The organism is Ruegeria sp. AF8, assembly GCF_056541825.1.
This window is the reverse complement of record NZ_JBQFYW010000001.1, coordinates 843,783-867,939: the sequence shown is the minus strand read 5'-3', so window position 1 is coordinate 867,939 and position 24,157 is coordinate 843,783. Positions and strand designations below refer to the sequence as shown.

The window sequence follows — 24,157 nt, the reverse complement described above, 5'->3', positions numbered from 1 at the left end:
AAACACCAACTGTGAGGTACCCGTTATTCTGCGGAACCTAAAACCTAACGACACGAATGGGAGTATTGGCCATGAAGGGCGACAAGAAAGTCATCGAGTATCTGAACAAAGCGCTTCGTGTTGAACTGACGGCGGTCAGCCAGTTCTGGTTGCACTATCGTCTGCAAAAAGACTGGGGCTATGGCAAACTTGCCAAGAAAATGCGCGAGGAATCCATCGAAGAGATGGAACATGCCGACAAGCTGATCGACCGGATCATATTCCTTGAAGGCCACCCCAACCTGCAAACTCTCGACCCACTTCGGATTGGCGAAAACATACGCGAGACACTGGAATGCGATCTGGCCGCCGAAATGGAGGCCGTCAAGCTATATACCGAAGCGCGAAAGTACTGCGCGGATGTTGGCGACTATGCCTCGATGCATCTGTTCGAGGAACTGATCCTGGACGAGCAAGGCCATATCGACTTCCTGGAAACTCAGCTCGATCTGCACGAGGAAATCGGTGCCGCAAATTACGGTCAACTGAACGCGGAACCTGCAAACGAAGTCGACGATTGATTGCGTCCAAGACGTTAGCCATTCGCTCTGCGCGAAAATCGGTTCGCGGGTTCAATGCGTTCGCGGACGCCCTGTTATAGTCGCGACCAGAGGGGCGATGACATTGGTGGCCACCGGGATCAGCACAAACCCCCAAGCCAACCCGAACACACCGTCCATGGTTGCCTTGGCAATCCATTCCACGGCTGCTGTCCATTGCCCGGGCCCTGCGTGGCCCACGGCATAGGCCCAGTCGTGGATGTGATGGCCCAGCCAGCCAAAGCCCAGCACCTCCAGCCCGTGGATGATGATCGAGCCGCCCACCCACAGCATTGCGGCGGTGCCGACGATCGACAGCGTCTTCATCACCGCAGGCATCGCCTTGACCAGCCCCCTGCCCAAGCCGCGTCCGACGGGCGTGGGCGCGTTCCGGGCCAGATACAGTCCCACATCGTCCATCTTCACGATCAGCGCGACCGAGCCATAGACCGCGAGAGTCACACCCAGCCCCACAACCGCCAGCGTCGCCGCCTGCATCCACAGATTCGGTGCCTCAATCGCCGCCAGCGCGATGGTCATGATCTCCGCCGACAGGATGAAATCGGTCTTGATCGCGCCCTTGACCTTCTGCTCTTCCAGATGGCCCGGATCGCGGTTTTTCATGTCCTCGTGAATAACGTGGCTGCCATGTGGAAACAGGGCATGAAATATCTTCTCCGCCCCTTCAAAACAAAGATAAGACCCGCCGATCATCAGCAAGGGCGTAATCAGCCATGGCGCGAAATTGGCCAGCAATAGCGCCACAGGTAACAGCAGCACGATCTTGTTGAACACCGACCCGCGCGCAATGCGCCAGATGATAGGCAATTCCCGCGCGGGCGCGAAACCCTGCACATATTTCGGGGTCACTGCCGCGTCGTCGATGATCACGCCTGCGGTCTTGGTCCCGGCCTTGCCCGCCGCAGCGAACACATCGTCCACCGATGCCGCCGCCACCTTGGCGATGCCCGCCACATCATCCAACAAGGCCAGAAGACCACTCATCCGCGCATCCTTTCGCTCATCCTGCCGTCCCGAACCATACCTGACGGCGGCGCTAGCGCAAGCGTTAGCGCAATCGTGGACGTTTTGCGCTAACATGCTCAAATCAGGCCGCTTTTGGCCTTTCTACACAAGGTTGGCGGGGCTATACGGCGCGCAAGTTACACCGCATTCGGAGACGCAACATGACCATCAAGGTTGGCATAAACGGTTTTGGCCGCATCGGCCGCTGCACCCTGTCCCATATCGCAGCTTCGGGCCGCGATGATATCGAGGTGATCAAGGTCAACGCCACGGGACCGCTGGAAACCGCCGCCCACCTGATCAAATATGACAGCGTCCATGGCCGCTTCCCCGGCGATGTCACCATTGGCGAAGGCACCATGAACCTGGGCCGTGGCGACATGCAGATGTTTTCGACCTATGACCTGAGCGAACTGGATTGGGATGGTTGCGACGTCGTTCTGGAATGCACCGGCAAGTTCAACGACGGCACCAAGGCCAATGTGCACCTGGAACGCGGCGCCAAAAAGGTCCTTTTGTCCGCCCCCGGCAAGAACGTGGACAAGACCATCGTCTTTGGCGTGAACGACGGCCAGCTTGAGGCGTCGGATACCATGATCTCAAACGGGTCCTGCACCACCAACTGCCTTGCGCCCCTGGCCAAGGTTCTGGACGAAGGCGTCGGCATCGAACACGGCATCATGACCACGATCCACGCCTATACCGGCGACCAGCCGACGCTGGACCGCCGCCACAAGGACCTGTACCGCGCCCGGGCCGCGGCCATGTCGATGATCCCGACCTCTACCGGCGCAGCCAAGGCTTTGGGCGAGGTTCTGCCGAACCTCAAGGGCCGACTGGACGGTTCCGCCATCCGCGTCCCTACTCCGAACGTCTCGGCCGTTGATCTGACTTTCCGTGCGGGCCGCAATGTGACTGCCGAAGAAATCAACACACTCGTCAAGGAAGCCGCCGAGGGTCCGATGAAAGGTGTCCTCGGTTACGAACCTGCGCCGCTGGTCTCAACCGATTTCAACCATACCGACGAAAGCTCGATTTTTGCGCCCGACCAGACCCGTGTGGTCGAAGACCGCATGGTCCGCGTTCTGGCCTGGTACGACAATGAATGGGGTTTTTCGGTCCGCATGGCGGACGTGGCCGTGGCCATGGGGAAACTCGGCTGAATTTGAGGCAACGCCTTGAGATAGAACGTCCGCTCAGGTTATCTGGGCGGGCGTTTTCCTTTGCACCGAGGTTCATATGACCAACAGGCTCGCCATCTGGTTCTTGGTGCTGCTGTTGAGTGCTGTCATGCTGGACTATGGCCTCAACGGGGCTGGGCATCTGCTTTTCCTCGGAAAGAAACTCTTCGACCTTCTTGATTGGCTCGCTTTTTGGCGGTGACCGAGTCCGGCTATTCGAGTTTCAGTCTCGATGCCGGCACCACCAGGCGCAAATGCGCCAACCTGTTGAACGGGAATTGCACCCGGACTTGTCATTGACGGTTTGGCCCGCGCGGCTGGGCAATTCTTCGCGCTGCGGCGTGAACGATACCCCGCCCTCAGCCAAGCCGTTCTTTCAAGGCATCGCGCACCCTGGGCGTGACAAATCGCGACACATCCCCGCCCAGACGCGCGATTTCCTTGACCAGTTTCGAGGCAATGGCCTGATGCCGCGCCTCAGCCATCAGGAATACGGTTTCGACCGAACTGTCCAAAGCCCGGTTCATTCCGACCATCTGAAACTCGTACTCGAAATCCGCAACCGCGCGCAGACCTCGAATGATGATCTGAGCACCCACGTCATTTGCGCAATCGATCAGCAGATTTTCAAACGGATGTGCAACAATCTCTGTTCCGGTCTGTTCAGTCAGCAGCGCGCATTCCGCTTCGATCATTGCCACGCGCTCTTCCAGGCCAAACAATGGCCCCTTGTCCCGGTTGATTGCGACGCCGATTACCAATTTATCCACCAACGCCGCAGCGCGGCTGATAATGTCGATATGACCCAAGGTGATCGGATCGAAAGTGCCCGGATACAATCCAACCCGCATGACGCTCTCCTGCGCAATATTATTTCTGCCGGAAGCAAACATAACTTCGCTGCAGGTGCAAGGGGCGCGCTCGTCCACCGCGCCGCCGTAATACGAAAACCCGAGGGTCAGTGACCCATGATCATGCCTTCAAGGGCGTCTTTTTCCATTGCCAGTTCAGTCAGCTGCGCCTTGACCACATCACCCAGCGTCACGATGCCGACCAGCTTGCCCTCTTCGACAACCGGCATGTGACGGAACCGCCTCTCGGTCATCTGGGAAAGGATGTCCTGAACGCTGGCCTGACCTGTGCAAGTCACAAGGTCGGTGGTCATATATTCGCTGACCGGTTGTGTCAGGCATCCGCTGCCGCTTGCGGCCAGTTCCCGAACGATATCGCGTTCGGACAGAATTCCGACAGCCGTCTGGCCATCATCATCCGAAACTACCACCGTCCCGATACGTTTGTCGGCGAGGATCCTCGCCACCTCCGTCACTGTCGCGGAGGATCCCACGGTAACCACTCCCGAGGTCGCCTTGGATTTCAGAATGGCCTGTACGAGCATATGCAACTCCTCCGAAATATAATTGCCGTTTTACAAAGCGTTGCCGCAATGCGTTGTCCTGTCAAGGTGAAGCTTCGACCTCCAGCCGCGCCACCTCGTCGCGTATACCGCGGCTGAATGCCTCGGCGAACCGGTTGAGACGCTCGTTGCGTTTGTCGCCCAAATGCCGGACCAGGTGGAAACCGCGGGTCAAACTGATCTGATCGGTCAGGATTTTCTTCAGTTGAGGGTGAAAGGGCAGCGTAAAGTCATGGGCCACGCAGACGCCTGTTCCCATGGACACCTGACGCAGCTGCACGGAAACGGAGTTGGACGCAAGCGGCACCCGCTCGATACCGATGTCGTTCAAATAGTCGAGTTCCCGGTCAAAGATCATGTCGGGGATGTATCCGATCATACGATGCCCCTTCAGATCGCTGACGGTGTTGATCGGCGGATTGGCTGCCAGATAGTCGCGAGTCGCAACCAGGTGCAGCTTGTAGTCGCTGATTTTTTGAACCAGCAACTGGCCTGCGGTCGGAGCGCTGACCGTCACCGCCATGTCGGCCTCACGCCTGGACAGGTTGATGATCCTCGGCAGCGCCAGAATCTGGATGTCGAGGTCGGGGTTGGCGTCGCTGATCCTGGCGCAGACCTGCGGCAGCAGGTAATTCGCGCTGCCATCCGGCGCGCCAATACGGATCTGGCCCGACAATTTCTCGGCCGGACCCGCCATTGCCCCGGCGGCCAGACGCATCGCCTCTTCGGCCTGCTCTCCATGCGTCAGCAACCGTTCACCCGCCGTCGTCAACACATACCCTTGCGGGGATTTGGTAAACAGCGGGGCCGCCAAGGCAGCTTCCAGACGGGCAACGCGCCGGCCGACGGTGGCCGGATCGAGCTTTAACTGTTTTCCCGCCCCCGAAAGGCTTTCTTCCCGCGCCACGGCCAGGAAAACCTTCATGTCATCCCAGTTCGGCTCCATCCTCGGCACCTGCATTTTTGCAAAATGACTTTGGCATATTGCCTCTTTTCATGGGATTTATGCAAGCCTATGGTGCCCGCAAATTCACCGGAGGAGTTCGACATGCAGGAACTGTATCACTTCATCAACGGCAAACACGTTGCCGGCACATCCGGCCGCACTGCCGATGTCTTTAACCCCGCGACCGGCGAAGTTCAGGCAAAATGCCCGATGGCCAGCGTCGCCGAAACCACTGCCGCCATCGAAAAGGCCGCCGCCGCGCAGCCAGAATGGGCCGCCTTCAACCCGCAGCGCCGTGCCCGGGTGATGATGGCAATGGTCGGCCTGATGAACCGCGACATGGACAAGCTGGCCGAGGCGCTGAGCCGCGAGCACGGCAAGACCATCCCGGACGCCAAGGGTGACCTTCAGCGTGGCCTGGAAGTGATCGAATACTGCATCGGCGCGCCGCAGATGCTGAAGGGCGAATACACCGACAGCGCCGGCCCCGGCATCGACATGTACTCCATGCGCCAGCCACTGGGCGTCGTGGCTTCGATCATGCCGTTCAACTTCCCCGCCATGATGCCGCTGTGGCATGTCGGCCCGGCGCTGGCCTGCGGCAACGCAGTGGTGCTGAAACCCTCCGAGCGCGACCCCTCGGTACCGCTGATGCTGGCCGAACTGTTTGTCGAGGCGGGGCTGCCCGAAGGCGTGTTCCAGGTGGTTAACGGCGACAAGGAAGCAGTCGACACCCTGCTCGACAGCGAAATCATTCAGGGCGTGTCTTTTGTGGGCTCGACTCCGATTGCCCAGTACATCTATTCCCGTGCAACCGCGAACGGCAAGCGTGCGCAGTGCTTTGGCGGCGCCAAGAACCACATGATCGTCATGCCGGATGCCGACATGGATCAGGCCGCCGACGCGCTGGTGGGCGCCGGTTTCGGCGCGGCCGGCGAACGATGCATGGCCGTTTCGGTTGCCGTACCGGTGGGTGACGAAACTGCCGACAGGCTGATCGACAAGCTGGTGCCCCGCATCGAGAAACTGCGCGTGGCCCCCTATACCGATGGCGACGATGTGGACTATGGCCCGGTCGTCACCCGCGAAGCGAAAGAGCGGATTCTGGGCCTGATCCAGTCCGGTGTCGATCAGGGCGCGGAACTGGTGGTCGATAATCGCGACTTCTCGCTGCAGGGCTACGAGGATGGCTTCTTTGTCGGGCCGCACCTCTTCGACCGCGTGACCCCCGACATGGATATCTACAAGACAGAAATCTTCGGGCCGGTCCTGTCCTGCGTCCGCGCCGGTTCCTATGAAGAGGCCATCGGCCTGGCCATGGATCACGAATATGGCAATGGCACCGCGATCTATACCCGCGACGGCGACACCGCCCGGGATTTCGCCAGCCGTATCAACATCGGCATGGTCGGCATCAACGTACCGATCCCCGTTCCGCTGGCCTATCACACCTTTGGCGGCTGGAAAAAATCCATGTTCGGCGATCTGAACCAGCACGGCCCCGACAGCTTCAAGTTCTACACCCGCACCAAAACCGTGACCGCGCGCTGGCCGTCGGGCATCAAGGAAGGTGGCGAGTTCAACTTCAAAGCGATGGATTGATCTTTTCATCTCTGGCATGATTTTGACCCCGGCCATTTGGCCGGGGTCTTTCTTTCAGGCAGGTTTTCGCTCAAGCGACATCGGCCCGCCTGCGCGTTCACGCAATTTTTAGCGGAACCGTCTTCAAAAAAGGGTGCCGACTGAATAAATTTGCGCGCAAAGATGTTACCGAGCAGAAACAATAAGAGGCGACCTTGTCCCAGCTGATCCTGACCCGCCGCAGTGCTCTTTTGGGCGCAGCCGCCGCATTGATGAGTCCTGCCATCGCACGCGCGCAAAACGCGTTTCCGACGGACGAGCCCCCGATTGAAGAAACGTTGCCAGTACGCCGCAACATTTCGTCCTTCTCGCAGCAGAACTGGCAGGATCATTTTGATGAACTGGGTGTCGGTTGCCTGTTGGCCGATATCACCAGCCGCGCCGTGCACTACTGGGGGCCGGATGGCACATACAAGCTGTATCCCAGTTCGGTCCCTCAAAGCGAAGAACTTACCAAACGCGGTTATACCGAAGTGGTCAGAAAGCAAGAGAACCCCAGCTGGACCCCGACCGCGTCCATGCGCGAGCGTGACCCATCCCTGCCCGAACGCATAGAAGGCGGTGAGGCGGGAAACCCGTTGGGCACCCGCGCCATGTATCTGACATGGCCAGCGTATCTGGTGCACGGAACCCATGACACCCGTAAGATCGGACGCCCGAGCTCGTCAGGGTGCATTGGTCTGTATAACCAGCATGTCGAGGAACTGTATCCGCTGGTCCAGATCGGCACTCAGGTCAGGCTGATCTGATCCTGATGGCCCCGGCAATAACAGTCGGAATAGGTTGTCCGGTTGTATGGTCCGCCATACAGGCAAACGAGCATCGGCCGCACTGAAATTGACATCAATCGCCGTTTCAGCATCTCCGCTCCCGTTGGTGGGGAGTGGAGTTGCAGAATCATTTCCGGACCGGGAATGATGCGATCAGGTTTTGCGGACCCACAGGCTCTGCGCCCTGCCAGCCTTCAGGAACGGCAAGGCTTCCACCGCGTCCGCGCGTGCCTGCTGCAGGTAATAGCCTGGCCATAGCATCTCGAACCCGCCGGACTGAAGCAATGCGTGCAGCACGTACTGCTCGGCCCATCCGGGACAGTCGTAGAAGAACCGTTTCGGATACTCATAGGGCAGGAAAACGTCGTGAACGTGGATGACCACTCCGGGTTTCAGCGCCGGAATGATGCGACAGAACAGATGCGCCACGTCGTTGCTCATCCGTACCACGTGGCTGGAGTCGATAAACAGGATGTCGCCGGGTTCAAGTTCGGAAAACAGATCCGGCTCGACCTCCTCAAGGCGCTTTTGTTCGAACTGGTCGACCACATGCGCGATATCGGCCCTCGGATAGGGGTCGATCGCTGTGATCCGGGTGTCCAGCCCGCCATCAATGACGGCCTGCCGTGTAACCCGGGTTGAATTTCCGCATCCCACCTCGATCACCCGCCGGGGCCGATAGCGCCGGACCATCAGATAAAGCGCGTCCGCATCCGGGCTGTCATAATACCCGTTTTCCGGGCGATAGCCCGTCTGATTCCCGGTCGTATCCTTCAACGCCTCCAGCGCGCTGGCGTGCACATGGTATTCTTCGACAAGGCCGGAAAGATCAAAATCCCGCATTCCCGGCGACAGCGCATAGGCGGGGCGATCCAGCCCGCCCGCCCTTTCGAACGCTTCAAGGCGCGCCCGTTCTTCCCTTTCGCCGGCTTTGTCGATCATCCTGACTCCGAAGGAATCCAGAATCGCGTTTATCCGGGGGAATTTTCTGGGCTTCACCTGACTGGTCCTTTTGTTTAGGGCTTCGCGCCTCAATACCTTTGCGGGCACGCCATCTGCAAGAACTTGCGGCGCAAACCCTTGGCAAGAGGGGAATTTCCGTATTCACTGAGCAGAATTCGAACGGGAGGCGCGACATGCAGCAGGATTTCACGCTGGGCATCGAGGAAGAATATCTGCTGGTTGACAAGGACTCCTTTCAATTGTCCGAAGCGCCCGCCGCATTGATGGAGGCGTGCCAGAACGATTTCGAAGGTCAGGTAAGCCCGGAATTCCTGCAGTGCCAGATCGAGGTCGGCACCCGCCCCCACGCCACGATTGCGGGCGCGCGCGAAGACCTCAGGCGCCTGCGCTCCTGCGTGTCCAAACGTGCAGCCGAGCACAATCTGTCGCCGATTGCGGTGTCCTGCCATCCCTTTGCCAACTGGAAAGACCAGCATCACACCCGCAAGGAACGCTATGACGCGCTACAACACGCACTGGGCGGTGTCGCCCGCCGCATGCTGATCTGCGGCATGCACGTCCATGTCGGGATCGATGATGAATCTCTGCGCGCCGATCTGATGCCCCAGCTTTGCTATTTCCTGCCGCATCTTCTGGCCTTGTCGACGTCGTCACCCTTCTGGAATGGCGAGGATACCGGCCTGTCATCCTATCGCCTGACCGTGTTCGACAATCTACCGCGCACGGGGTTGCCGCCGAGCTTTGGCAGCTGGGCGGAATTTCAGCGCACCACCGGCATTCTGGTTGAACTGGGCGTGATTGAGGACACAACGAAAATCTGGTGGGATTTGCGCCCGTCGCACCGGTTCCCCACGCTTGAAACCCGGATCATGGACGTGCAGCCCAGGCTGGAACACACGCTTTCGCTGGCCGCAATGAAACAGGCACTTGTGCGCATGCTGTGCCGCCTCAAGGACCGCAACCTGCGCTGGCGCCACTATGACAGGTTCCTGATCGGTGAGAACCGCTGGCGCGCGCAACGTTACGGCGTGGGCGAGGGTCTGATCGATTTTGGCGACCGTTCGATCAAGCCAATGACCGAGTTGATGGACGAACTGATGGGCATGCTTGCCGAGGATGCCGAAGCTCTGGGAACGCTGCCCGAAATCGCCCGTCTCCGCCAGATTGCAAATACCGGGACATCCGCGACCCGACAGCGCCGGGTTCATGCCGAAGCCCTCTCAAGGGACGAAAACGGGGGCCAGGCGGTCGTCAAACACTTGATCGAGGAATTCCATGCGGACCTGTGATGTTTCACGCAAGTCACTTCGGGTGCCTCAAACACTGCAGGTAGACACCTATTCTTGCAGTGATACCGGAAGAGGCCCTGGAGCAGCTTCCCGAAAGTGGTCCACCAACTGGGATAGCATTGTCCCGCGATTTGGAGGATCAGCGATGGCTGAGAAACGAGAGAAGCCCGACGAGATTGTATCGAAGCTTCGGCAGGTGGAAGTGCTGCAAGGGCAAGGCATGACAGTTGCCGAGGCGGTTCGCCAGATCGGCGTGATGAGCAACCTCATCTGACTGGTCCAAGTTGATTGTTAGTGCATGATCGGCCTGTGATCCATCGGGATAATGGTTTCGGGCGCTGGCGGTCGCGTATCCCGGAATATGGAAGGACGCATCATGAACGTTTAATACAGCGAGGATTCCCTGGAGTTTCTCGTGCTTGTCACTGATGAAGCGACCGAAGGGCCACGAGATCTAAGCACTGTCGCTGTTGAGGCATATGCCGCCCGATCCGGCTATGCTCCAATTGCTGCCAATTGCGACATCCCCGCACCGGCCGCCGCCGGAAACATCGTGGTCAGTTTTCCGGCAGGGTCGTTTTCGGGTGGCCCGGGTCATTATACCTGCCACGTGATCGCCACTGACACCGGGGAAGTGCAGACCGTCGCAGAGATCGAGTTCACAATTCATCGTTCGCTGAAACCCTACGCGGAATGCCTGCGAGCAATGACTGGCAAGACTTTCATCGCCAACCGCCATCAGATTGCGATCTCTTTCGATCCAGTTGGGAGGGATTGTCGCCGACATTTCGTGTTGGATTCTCCCTTGCCCTAGCCTAAGCATTCTTTCGAACAATTTTTGAGAGAGATTTCCATGCTGTTTGGTCGCAAGAAGATTGAAAAACCCGTCGAAGAATTCCCCCATGAAGACAAGTTTCCACATGAGCAAATTGCAGAGAAGCGGAAATGGATTCTACGCTATGCCAAGAAAGGCGGCATTGGCGCGGAGTTCGGTGTGTTCAGAGGGCATTTCTCTGCAGTGATCTGCCGGGTTTTGGAGCCGAAGAAACTCTATCTGGTAGATCCTTGGGAGAAGTTGGGCGAACGGTTCAATTGGGGCACCGGCAACTACACAAACAACAACCAATTGACCACAAGGCAGGCAAAAGAAGATATGCTTCGCCGGACCAAGGGACTTACCGGCGTTGAGGTTGTCGAGGATTTCGAAGACAATTTCATTGCCGGTCTGAAAGAGAAGTTGGATTTCGTCTATCTCGATAGTGGCCACCACTATGGCGAAGTTCTCGAAACTCTGCGCAGGATCGACAAGATTTTGGCCCCCGGTGGCGTTATCATCGGTGACGATTGGTACTCCAACCCAAAGCACTATTCCGGTGTCTGTCGTGCGGTAAATGAGTTTGCCAAGGTGGCAGGGTACGAAATTATCGCGGCTGGATATGACGCTCAGTTCTGCATTCGCAGGATATCTGACATCACGTATTCGCACGAGTTCGGAACGCCTGCGCTAGAGGAAAAGTTCTGAATGCTGCTGTCGGACGCCTTGGCGCTGCAATTTCTTTCGGAGGCTGGCGAACACACCGTGTCTCTAGTGACGGGCAGCGCCGAAGATCAACTAACTATTCAATTGGAGCGTCTCGTGTCCGAGGGCTTGGTGAGCCGCGACTCCCCCCGACCTGGTCGCGGGACTACCTATCGCATCACTGGGGTGGGTAGAGCCGTTTTGCGAGAACATCTCTAATTCAGTTTGGCTTCGCACTAGCCTGACAAGCACTCAATTTTCCATTCAACAACCATTTTGCTCGCGCTTCAAAAGCGGTTTACGGAACTCCGGTCCAGTCACTTCATTTCAAGCGGCAAAGGTTGTCTTTGAACGGTATCGCCGACAAAAAGCGTGTTGCTGCAAATAACTCTGTCGAAATTTGAAAAAAATACGTGTCGCGCTACAGCTACACACCAATACCCCTATCGAGCGTTGCAAAACTTCTGTAAGAATTCGGAAATAAACAGTCGTTCAATTCATCACGCCGGGAGGGAGACAGGCCATGGATTTCGCACTGACCGAGGAACAAACGGCCATTTTCGACATGGCCTATGCGTTCGGGCAGGAAAACATCGCCCCCTTCGCCCGCCAGTGGGAGGCCGAGGGCACCATCCCCAAGGACCTCTGGCCGCGGGTAGGCGAGCTTGGTTTCGGCGGGCTCTATGTCTCCGAAGACGCTGGCGGCTCGGGCCTGACCCGGCTGGACGCGACACTGGTATTCGAGGCGCTGTCGATGGCCTGCCCCTCGGTCGCGGCCTTTCTGTCAATCCATAATATGTGCGCCAAGATGCTGGACAGTTTCGCCAGCGACGAGTTGAAGGCGCGGATCATGCCGGATGTGCTGAGCCTCAAAACAGTGCTTAGCTATTGCCTGACCGAACCGGGATCGGGGTCGGACGCCGCAGCACTGAAAACCCGTGCAGAACGCACGAACGAAGGTTATACCCTCAACGGCACCAAGGCCTTCATCTCGGGCGGCGGCTATTCCGATGCCTATGTCTGCATGGTGCGTACCGGCGAAGACGGACCCAGGGGGATTTCCACCGTCTATGTCGAGGATGGAACATCCGGCCTCAGCTTTGGCGCGCTCGAACAAAAGATGGGCTGGAAAAGCCAGCCGACAGCACAGGTACAGTTCGATGATTGCAAGATTCCGTCCGGCAATCTGGTCGGCACCGAAGGGGACGGGTTCAAATACGCAATGATGGGTCTGGACGGAGGGCGCCTGAACATCTCGTCCTGTTCGCTGGGTGCGGCCCAGACCGCTATCGACATGACGCTTCAGTACATGTCCGAGCGCAAGGCTTTCGGCAAGTCCATCGATCAGTTTCAAGCGTTGCAATTCCGGCTGGCGGATATGGAAATCGAGTTGCAGGCCGCGCGCACCTTCCTGCGTCAGGCCGCCTGGAAGCTGGACCAGGGCGCGCCGGATGCGACAAAATTTTGCGCGATGGCCAAGAAATTCGTGACCGAAACCGGCTCGAAGGTCGTGGACCAGTGCCTGCAATTGCATGGCGGATACGGATATCTTGCGGATTACGGTATCGAGAAACTGGTCCGCGATCTGCGCGTGCATCAAATCCTCGAAGGCACCAATGAGATCATGCGCGTCATTGTTGCCCGCCACATGCTCGCCAACCGCTGAGAGGTCACATGGCTGACATCGACATCCGCGCCACCGGCCGTGCGGGCCGCATCACACTGACCCGCCCGCATGCGCTCAACGCCATGAGCTATGACATGTGCATGGCGATCGATACCGCTCTTCGAAACTGGCGTGAGGACGATGACATCGACCTCGTGATCCTGGACGCCGAAGGCGAGAAAGCCTTTTGCGCCGGCGGTGATATTGCCGAACTCTACGAAACCGGCACAAAGGGAAACTTCGACTACGGCCGGACGTTCTGGCGCGACGAATACCGCATGAACGCGATGATCTTCGAATATCCCAAACCGGTCGTCAGCTTCATGCAGGGTTTCACCATGGGCGGCGGCGTGGGCATTGGTTGCCACGGCTCACACCGGGTTGTCGGCGAAAGCTCGAAAATCGCCATGCCGGAATGCGGCATCGGTCTGATCCCCGACGTAGGCGGAACCCTGATGCTGGCACTGGCCCCGGGGCGGATCGGAGAATATCTGGGGCTGACCGCTGTCCGGATGGAAGCCGACGATGCAATTTTCGCAGGGTTTGCCGATCACTATATCCCTCAGGAAAATTGGGCTGATCTGATTGGGATGCTCGAGGCCTCGGGCGACGCGTCACATATTCAAACCCATGCCGGAACGCCTCCAGCAGGGTCATTGCGTGCAGCGCAAGGCGATATCGACCGCCATTTCGGCGGCGAGACACTTGGCGACATTCTGACGTCGCTTAGCCACGCAGGCGAAGAATTTTCGTCGAAAATTCTCGCTGGTCTGAAGCGGAACTCTCCGCTGTCGATGGCCTGTACGGTCGAAATGCTGCACCGATTGCGCGGCCCGTCCCTGACCATCCGCAAGGCGCTTGAGCTGGAATACCGCTTCACCCACCGTGCGATGGAGCATGGCGATTTTCTGGAAGGTATCCGGGCCCAGATCATTGACAAGGACCGCAATCCCCAGTGGCAATATGCCGACATGAACGTGCCAGCGGTGGCCGTTTCCAAAATGCTGCAGCCTTTGGGCGCTGAGGCACTGACATTCGAGGAGGAGTAAGAGATGAAGATCGGGTTCATTGGCCTGGGCAACATGGGCGCACCGATGGCGGCCAATCTGGCAAAGGCCGGGCACGAGGTCGTGGGCTTTGATATGGCCCAGGTGGCGGTCGACGGCGTGACCATGGCCGGCTCGGGCGCCGAGGCCGCCAGCGGTGCCGAAGTGGTCATCACCATGCTCCCCAACGGCCAGATCCTGCGCGCGGTGGCGAACGAGGTAATCCCGGCCATGACCCGGGGTGCCGCGCTGGTCGATTGCTCGACCGTCGACGTCGACAGTGCCCGGGCGGTGGCCCAACAGGCCACTGCCGCCGGTCTTCTGTCCGTCGACGCCCCGGTCTCGGGCGGCATCGGCGGCGCGGCGGCGGGCACGCTGACCTTCATGGCGGGCGGCACGGCTGAAGCCTTCGCCAAGGCCGAACCGCTCTTCGACATCATGGGCCAGAAGGCCGTGCATTGCGGCGAGGCCGGCGCCGGTCAGGCGGCCAAGATCTGCAACAACATGATCCTCGGCGTCACCATGATCGCCACGTGTGAGGCCTTCGCGCTTGCCGACAAACTCGGCCTGGACCGGCAAAAAATGTTCGATGTCGTCAGCACGTCATCGGGATACAGCTGGACCATGAACGCCTATTGCCCCGCCCCCGGCGTCGGCCCGCAAAGCCCGGCGGATAACGGCTATCAGCCCGGCTTTGCCGCCGAACTGATGCTCAAGGACTTGCGGCTGAGCCAACAGGCTGCCAAAAGCGCCGATGCCGATACGCCGATGGGTCAGGCCGCCACCGCGCTTTACGAGCAATTCGTCGAAGGCGAAGGCGGTCAGGGCATGGATTTCAGCGCCATGCTGCCCCGGTTCGAGAAGCGCGGGCGCGGTTAGCATGCATGCGGCGGATTTTTGCGCAGTCATTTGAAACAGGGGCGAAAATTCCCATCTGATGCAGTAACGCTATGTCCAGGACACCCAGCGATACCGCCTAGGAGCATGAACGATGAAATTTCTGGCCTATTCCGCCGCCGTTCTGGCCCTGACCCTCAGCCCCGTCTCCGGTTGGGCCGGGAACGGAAATGGCAAAGGGAAAGGGCACAACAAGAACAAGGTTAAGATCGAGCGCGTATCGCCGGGCTATAGCCGCCAACCTGTCGCCAATGTCGGCCATTGCCCACCCGGACTTGCAAAAAAAGCGGTACCCTGTGTTCCGCCCGGTCAGGTCAAGAATCGCTATTATGCGGGCGACTACATCTATCGCGATTATATCCGGATAAACGATCCCTATCGGTATGGGCTGCGCCGGGACGGTTATTACGTCCGGGCCGGAGATTATGTCTACAGCGTCGACCGCGATACACACAAGGTGCTGAACCTCATCGGCGCGGTCGCCGATATCCTGAACTGATCCTATCGGTAAGGATTGCCGGGCGAGCGGTCTCCTGACAGGCTGGCTTGTCTGTCCCGCACCAGTTCCTCGATCGCATCCGCCAGGTGAATGCGATCTATGTTGTAGTCGCCCCTGTCGACCCTCAACCGATGCGCCCGGATGAGTACATCGGCATAAGTGCAGCCGACGGGCGGTTCGAAGCGATAGCTCGCCAGTTCGATCAGCAACCCGAGCGGATCCTTGAAATAGATCGAATCCATGAACCCCCGGTCCTTGGGGCCGGAATGGCCGATCCCGCGCTCATCCAGCCGCTCTACCGCTTGCCAGAACGTCGCCTGCGACACGTTGAACGCCAGATGGTGCACGCAACCCGGATCGGTCGGGGTGCGGGCTCGGTTCCCTTCGCGGGTTTCATTGGTGAAAACCGTGATCAACCGCCCATCGCCGGGATCGAAGTACAGATGCCCTTCATCCGGATTGTCCAGATTGGGTTGGTCGAACACAAAGGGCATGCCCAGTACGCCTTCCCAGAAATCGATGGTGCTTTGCCGGTCGGTCCCGGTCAGCGTGATGTGGTGAACGCCCTGGGTCTGCAGTTTTCGCATGATCCTTCCTCCGCAAGTGGAATTTGCCACAGCAGAGCAGCTCTGTGCAGTTCATTTCCATGCCTCTGAGGAACTTTTTCACCGCAACACTGCAGCGCTAGGCTTAACTCCCAATTTTTGACGCAATTTGGCGTCACCGTATTTTCGAATTATTGTGAGAATTGCATAATGAATAATGATGGCGTGATATTTCAGTTCCACGGCCCCTGGGGCGTACCAGTACAAATCAATCAAAGCTTAATTTTTCTGATTTTCATCATTGTGGGCTTCAACTTTGATCCCGCCAGCCTGCTCTATGCTTTGGCTTTTGTGGCGATCCTGCTTGGGTCGATCCTGCTGCATGAACTGGGGCACGCCTGGGGTTGCCTGATCCAGGGCATTCCCGTCAACCGGGTGGTGCTATACTGCGGCGGCGGCTTCTGCGAGCATCGCCGTTCGACCTCGCATTATGAGGATGAACTGATCGTCGCCATGGGTCCGATCGTGAACCTGACGCTATGGGCGGTGTGTTCCTTGCTGGAACCGCTTGTTGTTTCTCCGGATCTTGCATGGATCGTCGGGCGAACCGCAGATCTGAACCTTTGGCTGGCCCTGTTCAATCTGCTGCCGCTGATGCCGCTGGATGGCGGGCGGCTGTTCCATGCACTGATGGCACGATTCCTGCCGCCCAGAGCCGCCACCCGCCTGGCCGGCGCAGTGGGGCTGGTCGGCGTGATTCTATGGATTCCGCTGATGCTCTTTGCCTATGTCAGCTTTGGGTTTGTCTTTCTGTTTTTCCCGCCGCTGGCACGCCACTGGAATATGTTGCGGCACGCCCATTACTGAGCCTGCGCCACGGCGGATGTCATTCCGCCGCGACTCGTTCGGGATTCAACATCGCTTTCAGATAGCGCCCGGTATGGCTGCGCTCGCAGTCGGCCACCTCTTCCGGCGTGCCCTTGGCGACGATCCGGCCGCCGCCATCGCCGCCCTCGGGACCGATATCGATGATGTGATCGGCGGTTTTCACCACATCCAGATTGTGTTCGATCACCACCACCGTATTGCCCTGTTCGACCAGTTCATGCAGCACTTCCAGTAGTTTGCGCACGTCTTCGAAATGCAACCCCGTGGTTGGCTCATCAAGGATATAGAGCGTGCGTCCGGTCGAGCGCTTGCTGAGTTCCTTCGACAGCTTCACCCGCTGTGCCTCGCCGCCCGAAAGCGTCGTCGCCTGCTGACCGACCTTGATATAGCCAAGACCCACGCGCGCCAGCGCGTCCATTTTTTCCCGGATCGAGGGCACTGCCTTGAAGAACTCCTGCGCATCCTCGACGGTCATGTCCAGTACGTCGGCGATGGATTTGCCCTTGAATTTGATCTCCAGCGTCTCGCGGTTGTAGCGCGCGCCCTTGCAGGTCTCGCAGGTCACGTAGACGTCGGGTAGAAAGTGCATCTCGATCTTGATGACACCATCACCCTGACAGGCCTCGCACCGCCCGCCCTTGACGTTGAAGCTGAAGCGGCCCGGCTTGTAGCCGCGCGCCTTGGCTTCGGGCAGACCGGCGAACCAATCGCGGATCGGAGTAAAGGCCCCGGTATAAGTGGCTGGATTCGAACGCGGAGTCCGCCCAATCGGTCGCTGATCGATGTCGATGACTTTGTCCAGATGCTCGAGCCCCTTGATGGTCTCGCAGGGCGCCGGCGTCTGCCGCGCACCGTTCAGACGCATTGAAGCGGTCTTGAACAGCGTCTCGATGGTCAGCGTCGACTTGCCCCCGCCGGACACACCCGTCACGCAGACGAACTTGCCCAACGGGAAATCGGCGGTCACCTTCTTGAGGTTGTTGCCTGTGGCCTTGACCACCGAAACGTTCTTGCCATTCCCCTTTCGCCGAACAGCTGGCACCGCAATCTCACGCGTCCCGGACAGGTATTGCCCGGTGATCGAGGCGGCATCTGACGCGATGTGCTCGGGCGTGCCGTGGCTGACCACCTGCCCGCCATGCACCCCGGCGCCGGGGCCGATATCGAACACGTAATCCGCCTCGCGGATCGCTTCTTCGTCATGTTCGACCACGATCACCGTATTGCCCTGATCGCGCAGGTTCTTGAGCGTGCCCAGCAATCTGTCGTTGTCGCGCTGATGCAACCCGATCGAGGGTTCGTCGAGCACATACAGCACGCCTGTCAGGCCCGAGCCGATCTGGCTGGCCAGACGGATGCGCTGGCTCTCGCCGCCCGAGAGCGTTCCACTTGAACGTGACAGCGTAAGGTATTCCAATCCCACGTTATTCAGGAAACCCAAACGCTCACGGATTTCCTTTATAATGGCCCGCGCGATCTCGTTCTTCTGATCGCTCATATGGTTCGGCGCATCCTCGATCCAGGCCAGCGCCTCGCGGATCGACATCTGCACCACATTGCCCACATGCAGGCCCGCAATCTTCACCGCCAGCGCCTCTTCGCGCAGGCGATGCCCCCGGCAGGTGCCGCAGGGGCGGTTATTCTGGTAGCGCTCGAACTCCTCGCGAATCCAATTTGAATCCGTCTCGCGATAGCGGCGTTCCATGTTGGGGATCACGCCTTCGAAGGTGCGGGTGACCTGATAGACCCGCCCGCCCTCGTCATAGCGGAACGGGATTTCCTCGTCGCCCGAACCGTACAGGAACACCTGCTGCACGTGTTTCGGCAGATCCTTCCACGGGATGTTCTTGTCGAACTCGAAATGGCGCGCGATGGCCTCGATGGTCTGCAGGAAATAGGGCGACTTGCCTTTGCGCCACGGCGCCAGCGCGCCGTCATAGACCTTGAGCGTCTGGTCCGGCACCACGAGACGTTCGTCAAAGAATAACTCGACCCCCAGACCGTCGCAATCCGGACAAGCTCCAAAGGGTGCGTTGAACGAGAATAGGCGCGGTTCGATCTCGGGGATGGTGAAGCCGCTGACGGGGCAGGCAAAATTTTCGCTGAACGTGATGCGCTCCGGGTCGCCTTCACGCGGGGCGGTTTCCAGAATGGCGATGCCGTCGGCCAGATCCAGCGCGGTGCGCAAACTGTCGGCCAGACGGGTCTCCATCCCCTCGCGCACCACCAGACGGTCCACCACCACGTCGATATCGTGGCGGAATTTCTTGTCCAATGTCGGCGGTTCGTCCAGCTCATAGAAAGCGCCATCTACCTTGACCCGCTGAAACCCCTGCTTGCGCAGTTCCAGGAACTCCTTACGGTACTCACCCTTGCGGTCCCGCACGATGGGCGCCAGCAGATAGCCGCGCGTGCCCTCCTCCATCATCATGATACGGTCGACCATGTCCTGCACCTGCTGCGCCTCGATGGGCAGGCCGGTGGCGGGGCTGTAGGGTGTTCCGGCGCGGGCGAAGAGCAGGCGCATGTAGTCATAAATCTCGGTCACGGTACCGACGGTCGAGCGCGGGTTCTTCGAGGTCGTCTTCTGCTCGATGGAGATTGCAGGGCTCAGGCCGCTGATGTGATCCACATCCGGCTTTTCCATCATGTCGAGGAACTGCCGCGCATAGGCAGACAGGCTTTCAACGTAGCGCCGCTGCCCCTCGGCATAGATCGTGTCGAAGGCCAGCGAGGACTTGCCCGAGCCCGACAGCCCGGTGATCACCACCAGCCGGTCGCGTGGGATATCCACGTCGATTCCCTTGAGATTGTGCTCGCGCGCGCCACGCACTTCGATATTCTTCAGTTCCGCCATGACCTACCTCGGCAACAATTCCTAATAGATAGTTGAGACAGCCTGAGTCTCCAACCAAAAAATAAGAACATACAAAGAACATTCATGCGGCGCCATGGATAGACCAGCTGGGGCTCTGCCCCAGACCCCGGGATATTTGAGGCCAGATGAAGTAACGGATCCTTAACCCGTTTTCGGCAGAGTTGACCCCGCGGTGCAGGCGGGGACGCCGATGACCGCGCCAGGTGAAGCGCCCCGACCGGTTCGGGGCGCGGATCCCGTGTTCATCTGGCCTCAAATATCCCCGCCGGAGGCACCGGCTTTCGCCAGAAAGCCCAACAAAAAAGCCGCGCCAGAGGCGCGACCTTTTGAGAACCAATTGTTTTTCGGGATCACATGTGGATCACCCGCCCGTAAGCGTCCAGCACGCTTTCATGCATCATTTCGCTGAGCGTGGGATGCGGGAAGACCGTGTTCATCAAATCTTCTTCCGTGGTCTCCAATTGGCGGCCCACCACATAACCCTGTATCATTTCAGTGACCTCGGCACCGATCATGTGCGCGCCCAGCAATTCGCCGGTCTTGGCGTCGAACACAGTCTTGACCAGTCCCTCGGGTTCTCCCAGGGCGATTGCCTTGCCGTTGCCGATAAAGGGGAAGCGGCCGACCTTGACGTCATAGCCCAGTTCCTTCGCCTTGGCCTCGGAATAACCCACCGACGCCACCTGCGGATGACAATAAGTACAGCCCGCAATGCTCTCTGGTTTCACCGGATGCGCATGCTTGCCCGCGATCAGGTCGGCGACCATGACGCCTTCGTGGGACGCCTTGTGCGCCAGCCAGGGCGCGCCGGCGATATCGCCGATGGCATAGAGCCCTTCGACCCCGGTGCGGCAGAATTCATCAGTCACTACATGGGTCCGGTCAATCTTGACGCCCAGAGCCTCCAGACCAAGATTCTCTACGTTGCCCACGATGCCCACGGCAGAGATGACCGTGTCAAATTCGTGCTTTTCGACCTTGCCCTTGACCTCGATGTGGGCGGTGACCTTGCCCTTGCCGCGATCCAACTGCTTGACCATCGCCTTTTCCATGATGGTCATGCCCTGTTTGGTGAACGCCTTTTTGGCAAAGGCGCTGATCTCGGCATCTTCAACCGGCAGGACGCGATCCAGCACCTCGACCACGGTCGTATCGGCCCCCAACGTATTATAGAAGCTGGCAAATTCAATCCCGATTGCGCCCGAGCCAATTACCAGCAGCTTTTTCGGCATACGGGGTGGTTGCAGCGCGTGCTTGTACGTCCAGACCAAATCGCCATCCGCCTCCAGCCCCGGCAGTTCGCGCGCCCGCGCACCGGTGGCGAGGATGATATTCTTGGCCGTCAGCTCTTCGGCCCCCTTGTCGGTCTTGACGCTGACCTTGCCCTTGGCCGGGATCGTCGCCTCGCCCATCACCACGGTCACCTTGTTCTTTTTCAACAGGTGACCGATGCCGCCCGAAAGCTGCGCGGCAACTCCCCGGGACCGTTTCACGACCGCATCCAGATCGTAACCGATCTTGTCCGCCTTCAGCCCGAAGTCCTTGGCGCGCTCCATCAGGTGAAACACTTCCGAAGACCGCAGCAGCGCCTTGGTCGGAATACAGCCCCAGTTCAGACAGATCCCGCCCAGATGCTCTCGCTCGACCACAGCCGTCTTGAGGCCCAGCTGCGCCGCGCGGATGGCGGCAACATAGCCGCCGGGGCCAGCGCCGATTACGATAAGATCAAAGGATTGTGCAGCCATGGGTCCCTCTCGGCGCAGGTCGTTTCAAAACTAGTTTACCATTAAACTACTTTTCCCAACACATCAATAACCCTGTCCCGCGACAAATGCAACGCAAGGTCAAACACCGTATAACAAGCGGTTTCCAACCTATACGCGGTCAAGCTATTTGGCTAGAAAAGATGACGAGTTCATTGAAGCAGCCAAATTTAACGACTGAAATCAGAGGGATCGAAAATGGTCAGGATACTCAAAGATCTGTTGCTCGCGATGCTTAACGCGACCTTGATCCTTTTGGCAATCTGCCTGTTCCTGGGTTGGAAGCTGTTTTCAACGCTTGACGGCTTTAAAGATGACTTCACCCAAAAAATGGAACTGCTGCAACCGCTGCGCATTCAGGCGCAGGACGTCGCGGGCGAGTTGAAAGGCCTCAGAAACGATATGAAGGAACTCGGCCAGAATAACGGAGAAATCTCGCCGGCCGTCGCCCAGCGAATTCTGGGAGTGCTGGCCAGCACCAACGCCATCGAACAGAAACTCGAAAAAACACAAGCCCAGTTGGCGGATCTGGCGGATTCACCTGAAAAGTTATTTGACCATGCCATCGAAACATCCGCCGCAGCCATCGCCAACAGCATCAACGAAATTCGTGGCTGCCGCCCGGCGTCCTAGATGGCCGCCTGCAACTCGCGGATCGTCTGACCGTATCCGCCACTGCTGACATAATCCGCTTCCTGCGGTGTCATCTCACGATGCAGGGCCTCGTTGCGATACGGGAAACGGCCGAATTTGCGAATGACCTCACGATGAGCCTGCGCGTGCAGCAGGTTTCCGGCGTCCGACTGCGGCATGCGCTGATGCATCAGGCGAACGCAACGCTCCTGATCGCACAGGTTTTCCGAATGCATCAGCGGCATATAGAAAAACTGCCGGGCCGGTTCGTCGATCCTCAGATCCCAACCCTTGTCGATCGCACATTTCGCCGCCGACAGCGCCGCGCGGTCCGAAGCAAACGCCCGGCCTTCGCCGCGGAACATGTTCCTAGGAAACTGGTCCATCAGGATGGTGTACGCCAATGTTCCGCTGGGATATGTCAGCCAAAGCGAAAATTTGCCCTGACATGCGCCATTCCAGGTTTCGAGAAACGTGTCGCGAATAAGCGCATCCAGCGCTTCATCCTGCTTATACCACCCTTCGGGCCCTACTTCATCTAACCAGAAACTCAATACTTCTTCAGGACGTACCATTGCCCTTACTCCACTAATGTTCCCCCCCAGGGGCACTGACTATAATAAAATGACTTTTACAAACGTGTTACAATAAAATATTGCAACATTGGCGACATAAATCCAACCATTATGCGCCATCTTGCGTTTCGCTGCTTACCTGTTCGGCTTCGATCGCCACCACCTGGGCGACCTCCAGGGCCACGGGCGACGCTGTCGGATAAAGTGCCGTCATAGTACCGGTCTCGTCGATCGGGGTCGCGGCACGCTGAGTCATCCGGTAGAGTGCATAAAACGCCATCATGAACAGAAGTACCGAGAAATACAGGAAAAATCCCGACGGTCCGAATGATCCCTCTCCCATCATCCCCCCCACGATCACCGGCCCGGCAATCGCTCCAAGCCCGTTGATGAAGACCAGCCCGCCAGATGCGGCCGCCATGTCTTCGTGAAGCAGATAGTCGTTTGTATAGGCGATCAGCAGAGAATAGAGCGGGTTCGTCATTCCGCCGATGGCAAAGGCCGTACCCAGAAGAACCGGGAAACTGTTGCCGAAAATCATCGCTATTATTGCGCTTCCGCCACCGACCGCGGCCACCATCATGATCAGAAACCGGCGGTCCATACGGTCCGAAATCCACCCCAACGGATATTGCAGGACCACCGCACCGACGTAAAACATCGCCACGAAGGTCGAGATTTCCACCAGGCTCAACCCGGCCTCCGCACCATATACGGCGGACATACCGAACTGCGCCGAAAAGACGCCGCCCAGCAAAAACATCCCGACACAGCCAAGCGGAGAAATTTTCATCAACTGCTTCAACGTCATCGGTTTCGTCGTGTCGAATGCCGGTGTCGGCGAAATCGACAACAGGATCGGGCCGAAGGAGATCGAAACCAGTATCGACGCGATGACAAAGATTTCGTACCCGGCCGGGTCTCCGATGAGAAGCAACCCCTGCGCGACGATGATCCCGCTCACCTGAACAATCATGTACAGCGACAGGGCCTGTCCCCGGTTCTCATTGCTGGCCGCGTTGTTCAGCCAGCTCTCGGCGGTGACATACACGCCCGAAAAGCAAAATCCGATGACCACACGCCCCAAAGACCATGCTACCGTATTGGCCAGCATCGGATACATGATCATGACGGCAGAAATGAATGAGGCCAGCGCAGCGAACACCCGCACATGCCCGACTCGCCGGATCATTTCCGGCGCCAAACGGGAGCCGCCCAGAAAACCCACGAAATAGGCAGACATGACAAAGGACATCTCTAAGGTGGAAAACCCTTCGATTCCGCCGCGCACGCCAAGCAACGTGCCCTGCAGGCCGTTGCCCACCATCAACAGGCCCATACCAAGCAAAAGCGCCCATGCGCTGGAGAGAACCTGTAACATTGGGTTTTCCGCCTCTTAACGTCTCGTGTTGCGGGGTATTCTCCCCGCAAATATCATTT

The 24,157-nt window shown here is 58.5% G+C and carries 25 protein-coding genes; 15 read left to right on the top strand and 10 right to left on the bottom strand.

The genetic code is table 11. The features are described 5' to 3' along the window. Positions 1 to 71: 71 nt before the first annotated feature. Positions 72 to 560 (top strand): bacterioferritin, encoded by a 489-nt coding sequence (bfr, locus tag ACR0AO_RS04420; RefSeq protein ID WP_480600305.1) that lies wholly within the window; start codon positions 72 to 74, stop codon positions 558 to 560. A 51-nt stretch (positions 561 to 611) separates the two neighbouring features. Here bfr and ACR0AO_RS04415 read toward each other — a convergent pair whose 3' ends face one another. Then, entirely contained in the window at positions 612 to 1,583 is a 972-nt protein-coding gene (locus ACR0AO_RS04415; RefSeq protein ID WP_480600303.1) for a DUF808 domain-containing protein, read from the bottom strand. A gap of 182 nt (positions 1,584 to 1,765) precedes the next feature. Here ACR0AO_RS04415 and gap point away from each other — a divergent pair, with 182 nt between their 5' ends. Next, entirely contained in the window at positions 1,766 to 2,767 is a 1,002-nt protein-coding gene (gene gap / locus ACR0AO_RS04410) for a type I glyceraldehyde-3-phosphate dehydrogenase (RefSeq protein ID WP_480600301.1), read from the top strand. Between the two features lie 76 nt (positions 2,768 to 2,843). Next, on the top strand, positions 2,844 to 2,987 hold the full coding sequence (locus ACR0AO_RS04405) for a hypothetical protein (protein WP_480600299.1): 144 nt from the start codon (positions 2,844 to 2,846) through the stop codon (positions 2,985 to 2,987). Positions 2,988 to 3,144: 157 nt separating this feature from the next. Here ACR0AO_RS04405 and coaD read toward each other — a convergent pair whose 3' ends face one another. From coaD to ACR0AO_RS04390, 3 genes are all read right to left on the bottom strand, one after another. Further along, positions 3,145 to 3,636 (bottom strand): pantetheine-phosphate adenylyltransferase, encoded by a 492-nt coding sequence (coaD, locus tag ACR0AO_RS04400; RefSeq protein WP_480600296.1) that lies wholly within the window; start codon positions 3,634 to 3,636, stop codon positions 3,145 to 3,147. Positions 3,637 to 3,743: 107 nt separating this feature from the next. Next, on the bottom strand, positions 3,744 to 4,181 hold the full coding sequence (locus ACR0AO_RS04395; RefSeq protein ID WP_480600293.1) for a CBS domain-containing protein: 438 nt from the start codon (positions 4,179 to 4,181) through the stop codon (positions 3,744 to 3,746). A 61-nt stretch (positions 4,182 to 4,242) separates the two neighbouring features. Then, positions 4,243 to 5,145 (bottom strand): LysR family transcriptional regulator, encoded by a 903-nt coding sequence (locus tag ACR0AO_RS04390; protein ID WP_480600290.1) that lies wholly within the window; start codon positions 5,143 to 5,145, stop codon positions 4,243 to 4,245. A gap of 102 nt (positions 5,146 to 5,247) precedes the next feature. On the opposite strand from ACR0AO_RS04390, the gene ACR0AO_RS04385 reads away from it, so the two are divergent. Continuing rightward, a complete protein-coding gene (locus tag ACR0AO_RS04385; protein ID WP_480600288.1) occupies positions 5,248 to 6,747 on the top strand; it encodes a CoA-acylating methylmalonate-semialdehyde dehydrogenase in 1,500 nt (499 codons plus the stop codon). Positions 6,748 to 6,998: 251 nt separating this feature from the next. Further along, a complete protein-coding gene (locus ACR0AO_RS04380) occupies positions 6,999 to 7,535 on the top strand; it encodes a L,D-transpeptidase (RefSeq protein ID WP_480600861.1) in 537 nt (178 codons plus the stop codon). A gap of 174 nt (positions 7,536 to 7,709) precedes the next feature. On the opposite strand, the gene ACR0AO_RS04375 is transcribed toward ACR0AO_RS04380, so the two are convergent. Then, positions 7,710 to 8,498 carry a class I SAM-dependent methyltransferase gene (locus ACR0AO_RS04375; RefSeq protein WP_480600286.1) on the bottom strand — a complete coding sequence of 263 codons (789 nt, stop codon included), beginning with the start codon at positions 8,496 to 8,498 and terminating at the stop codon, positions 7,710 to 7,712. A gap of 194 nt (positions 8,499 to 8,692) precedes the next feature. Between ACR0AO_RS04375 and ACR0AO_RS04370 the strand changes: the two genes are divergently transcribed. From ACR0AO_RS04370 to ACR0AO_RS04335, 8 genes are all read left to right on the top strand, one after another. Further along, positions 8,693 to 9,808 (top strand): carboxylate-amine ligase, encoded by a 1,116-nt coding sequence (locus ACR0AO_RS04370; protein WP_480600284.1) that lies wholly within the window; start codon positions 8,693 to 8,695, stop codon positions 9,806 to 9,808. Between the two features lie 145 nt (positions 9,809 to 9,953). Then, positions 9,954 to 10,082, top strand: coding sequence for a hypothetical protein (locus tag ACR0AO_RS04365; protein ID WP_480600884.1), 129 nt, complete (start codon positions 9,954 to 9,956; stop codon positions 10,080 to 10,082). A gap of 141 nt (positions 10,083 to 10,223) precedes the next feature. Next, positions 10,224 to 10,622 (top strand): hypothetical protein, encoded by a 399-nt coding sequence (locus ACR0AO_RS04360; RefSeq protein ID WP_480600281.1) that lies wholly within the window; start codon positions 10,224 to 10,226, stop codon positions 10,620 to 10,622. Positions 10,623 to 10,661: 39 nt separating this feature from the next. Continuing rightward, positions 10,662 to 11,330 (top strand): class I SAM-dependent methyltransferase, encoded by a 669-nt coding sequence (locus ACR0AO_RS04355; protein ID WP_480600279.1) that lies wholly within the window; start codon positions 10,662 to 10,664, stop codon positions 11,328 to 11,330. Between the two features lie 520 nt (positions 11,331 to 11,850). Continuing rightward, positions 11,851 to 12,993: an acyl-CoA dehydrogenase family protein gene (locus tag ACR0AO_RS04350; RefSeq protein WP_480600277.1), complete on the top strand. Its 1,143-nt coding sequence runs from the start codon at positions 11,851 to 11,853 to the stop codon at positions 12,991 to 12,993. A gap of 8 nt (positions 12,994 to 13,001) precedes the next feature. After that, positions 13,002 to 14,042: an enoyl-CoA hydratase/isomerase family protein gene (locus tag ACR0AO_RS04345; RefSeq protein ID WP_480600275.1), complete on the top strand. Its 1,041-nt coding sequence runs from the start codon at positions 13,002 to 13,004 to the stop codon at positions 14,040 to 14,042. Between the two features lie 3 nt (positions 14,043 to 14,045). Further along, positions 14,046 to 14,918, top strand: coding sequence for a 3-hydroxyisobutyrate dehydrogenase (gene mmsB / locus ACR0AO_RS04340; RefSeq protein ID WP_480600273.1), 873 nt, complete (start codon positions 14,046 to 14,048; stop codon positions 14,916 to 14,918). Between the two features lie 112 nt (positions 14,919 to 15,030). Then, positions 15,031 to 15,435: a hypothetical protein gene (locus tag ACR0AO_RS04335; protein ID WP_480600271.1), complete on the top strand. Its 405-nt coding sequence runs from the start codon at positions 15,031 to 15,033 to the stop codon at positions 15,433 to 15,435. A gap of 2 nt (positions 15,436 to 15,437) precedes the next feature. On the opposite strand, the gene ACR0AO_RS04330 is transcribed toward ACR0AO_RS04335, so the two are convergent. Next, the gene (locus ACR0AO_RS04330; RefSeq protein ID WP_480600269.1) at positions 15,438 to 16,022 is read right to left on the bottom strand and encodes a VOC family protein; all 585 of its coding nucleotides are present in this window, start codon (positions 16,020 to 16,022) and stop codon (positions 15,438 to 15,440) included. Positions 16,023 to 16,190: 168 nt separating this feature from the next. Between ACR0AO_RS04330 and ACR0AO_RS04325 the strand changes: the two genes are divergently transcribed. After that, a complete protein-coding gene (locus ACR0AO_RS04325; protein ID WP_480600266.1) occupies positions 16,191 to 16,847 on the top strand; it encodes a site-2 protease family protein in 657 nt (218 codons plus the stop codon). Positions 16,848 to 16,866: 19 nt separating this feature from the next. On the opposite strand, the gene uvrA is transcribed toward ACR0AO_RS04325, so the two are convergent. Further along, complete coding sequence (gene uvrA, locus ACR0AO_RS04320) at positions 16,867 to 19,725, bottom strand: excinuclease ABC subunit UvrA (RefSeq protein ID WP_480600264.1); 2,859 nt, start codon at positions 19,723 to 19,725, stop codon at positions 16,867 to 16,869. A 371-nt stretch (positions 19,726 to 20,096) separates the two neighbouring features. Next, a complete protein-coding gene (gene lpdA, locus ACR0AO_RS04315; protein ID WP_480600262.1) occupies positions 20,097 to 21,491 on the bottom strand; it encodes a dihydrolipoyl dehydrogenase in 1,395 nt (464 codons plus the stop codon). A 216-nt stretch (positions 21,492 to 21,707) separates the two neighbouring features. Here lpdA and ACR0AO_RS04310 point away from each other — a divergent pair, with 216 nt between their 5' ends. Next, positions 21,708 to 22,142: a hypothetical protein gene (locus ACR0AO_RS04310; protein WP_480600260.1), complete on the top strand. Its 435-nt coding sequence runs from the start codon at positions 21,708 to 21,710 to the stop codon at positions 22,140 to 22,142. Here ACR0AO_RS04310 and ACR0AO_RS04305 read toward each other — a convergent pair. Both ACR0AO_RS04305 and ACR0AO_RS04300 read right to left on the bottom strand, forming a co-directional pair. Next, positions 22,139 to 22,717 carry a DUF924 family protein gene (locus tag ACR0AO_RS04305; protein WP_480600258.1) on the bottom strand — a complete coding sequence of 193 codons (579 nt, stop codon included), beginning with the start codon at positions 22,715 to 22,717 and terminating at the stop codon, positions 22,139 to 22,141. The two genes, ACR0AO_RS04310 and ACR0AO_RS04305, sit on opposite strands and share 4 nt — an antisense overlap. Before the next feature lie 109 nt (positions 22,718 to 22,826). Beyond that, a complete protein-coding gene (locus tag ACR0AO_RS04300) occupies positions 22,827 to 24,098 on the bottom strand; it encodes an MFS transporter (RefSeq protein WP_480600256.1) in 1,272 nt (423 codons plus the stop codon). Positions 24,099 to 24,157: the final 59 nt, after the last annotated feature.

Excerpts from the sequence above, each read along its gene's own strand:
- ACR0AO_RS04300 (WP_480600256.1), bottom strand. The coding sequence starts at position 24,098 with ATGTTACAGGTTCTCTCCAGCGCATGGGCGCTTTTGCTTGGTATGGGC.
- ACR0AO_RS04415 (WP_480600303.1), bottom strand. The coding sequence starts at position 1,583 with ATGAGTGGTCTTCTGGCCTTGTTGGATGATGTGGCGGGCATCGCCAAG.
- ACR0AO_RS04365 (WP_480600884.1), top strand. The coding sequence starts at position 9,954 with ATGGCTGAGAAACGAGAGAAGCCCGACGAGATTGTATCGAAGCTTCGG.
- gap (WP_480600301.1), top strand. The coding sequence starts at position 1,766 with ATGACCATCAAGGTTGGCATAAACGGTTTTGGCCGCATCGGCCGCTGC.
- ACR0AO_RS04370 (WP_480600284.1), top strand. The coding sequence starts at position 8,693 with ATGCAGCAGGATTTCACGCTGGGCATCGAGGAAGAATATCTGCTGGTT.
- ACR0AO_RS04385 (WP_480600288.1), top strand. The coding sequence starts at position 5,248 with ATGCAGGAACTGTATCACTTCATCAACGGCAAACACGTTGCCGGCACA.
- ACR0AO_RS04345 (WP_480600275.1), top strand. The coding sequence starts at position 13,002 with ATGGCTGACATCGACATCCGCGCCACCGGCCGTGCGGGCCGCATCACA.
- ACR0AO_RS04335 (WP_480600271.1), top strand. The coding sequence starts at position 15,031 with ATGAAATTTCTGGCCTATTCCGCCGCCGTTCTGGCCCTGACCCTCAGC.
- ACR0AO_RS04405 (WP_480600299.1), top strand. The coding sequence starts at position 2,844 with ATGACCAACAGGCTCGCCATCTGGTTCTTGGTGCTGCTGTTGAGTGCT.
- ACR0AO_RS04375 (WP_480600286.1), bottom strand. The coding sequence starts at position 8,498 with ATGATCGACAAAGCCGGCGAAAGGGAAGAACGGGCGCGCCTTGAAGCG.
- ACR0AO_RS04350 (WP_480600277.1), top strand. The coding sequence starts at position 11,851 with ATGGATTTCGCACTGACCGAGGAACAAACGGCCATTTTCGACATGGCC.
- ACR0AO_RS04305 (WP_480600258.1), bottom strand. The coding sequence starts at position 22,717 with ATGGTACGTCCTGAAGAAGTATTGAGTTTCTGGTTAGATGAAGTAGGG.
- ACR0AO_RS04310 (WP_480600260.1), top strand. The coding sequence starts at position 21,708 with ATGGTCAGGATACTCAAAGATCTGTTGCTCGCGATGCTTAACGCGACC.
- uvrA (WP_480600264.1), bottom strand. The coding sequence starts at position 19,725 with ATGGCGGAACTGAAGAATATCGAAGTGCGTGGCGCGCGCGAGCACAAT.
- ACR0AO_RS04325 (WP_480600266.1), top strand. The coding sequence starts at position 16,191 with ATGAATAATGATGGCGTGATATTTCAGTTCCACGGCCCCTGGGGCGTA.
- coaD (WP_480600296.1), bottom strand. The coding sequence starts at position 3,636 with ATGCGGGTTGGATTGTATCCGGGCACTTTCGATCCGATCACCTTGGGT.
- ACR0AO_RS04330 (WP_480600269.1), bottom strand. The coding sequence starts at position 16,022 with ATGCGAAAACTGCAGACCCAGGGCGTTCACCACATCACGCTGACCGGG.
- ACR0AO_RS04395 (WP_480600293.1), bottom strand. The coding sequence starts at position 4,181 with ATGCTCGTACAGGCCATTCTGAAATCCAAGGCGACCTCGGGAGTGGTT.
- ACR0AO_RS04390 (WP_480600290.1), bottom strand. The coding sequence starts at position 5,145 with ATGGAGCCGAACTGGGATGACATGAAGGTTTTCCTGGCCGTGGCGCGG.
- mmsB (WP_480600273.1), top strand. The coding sequence starts at position 14,046 with ATGAAGATCGGGTTCATTGGCCTGGGCAACATGGGCGCACCGATGGCG.
- ACR0AO_RS04355 (WP_480600279.1), top strand. The coding sequence starts at position 10,662 with ATGCTGTTTGGTCGCAAGAAGATTGAAAAACCCGTCGAAGAATTCCCC.
- bfr (WP_480600305.1), top strand. The coding sequence starts at position 72 with ATGAAGGGCGACAAGAAAGTCATCGAGTATCTGAACAAAGCGCTTCGT.
- ACR0AO_RS04380 (WP_480600861.1), top strand. The coding sequence starts at position 6,999 with ATGAGTCCTGCCATCGCACGCGCGCAAAACGCGTTTCCGACGGACGAG.
- lpdA (WP_480600262.1), bottom strand. The coding sequence starts at position 21,491 with ATGGCTGCACAATCCTTTGATCTTATCGTAATCGGCGCTGGCCCCGGC.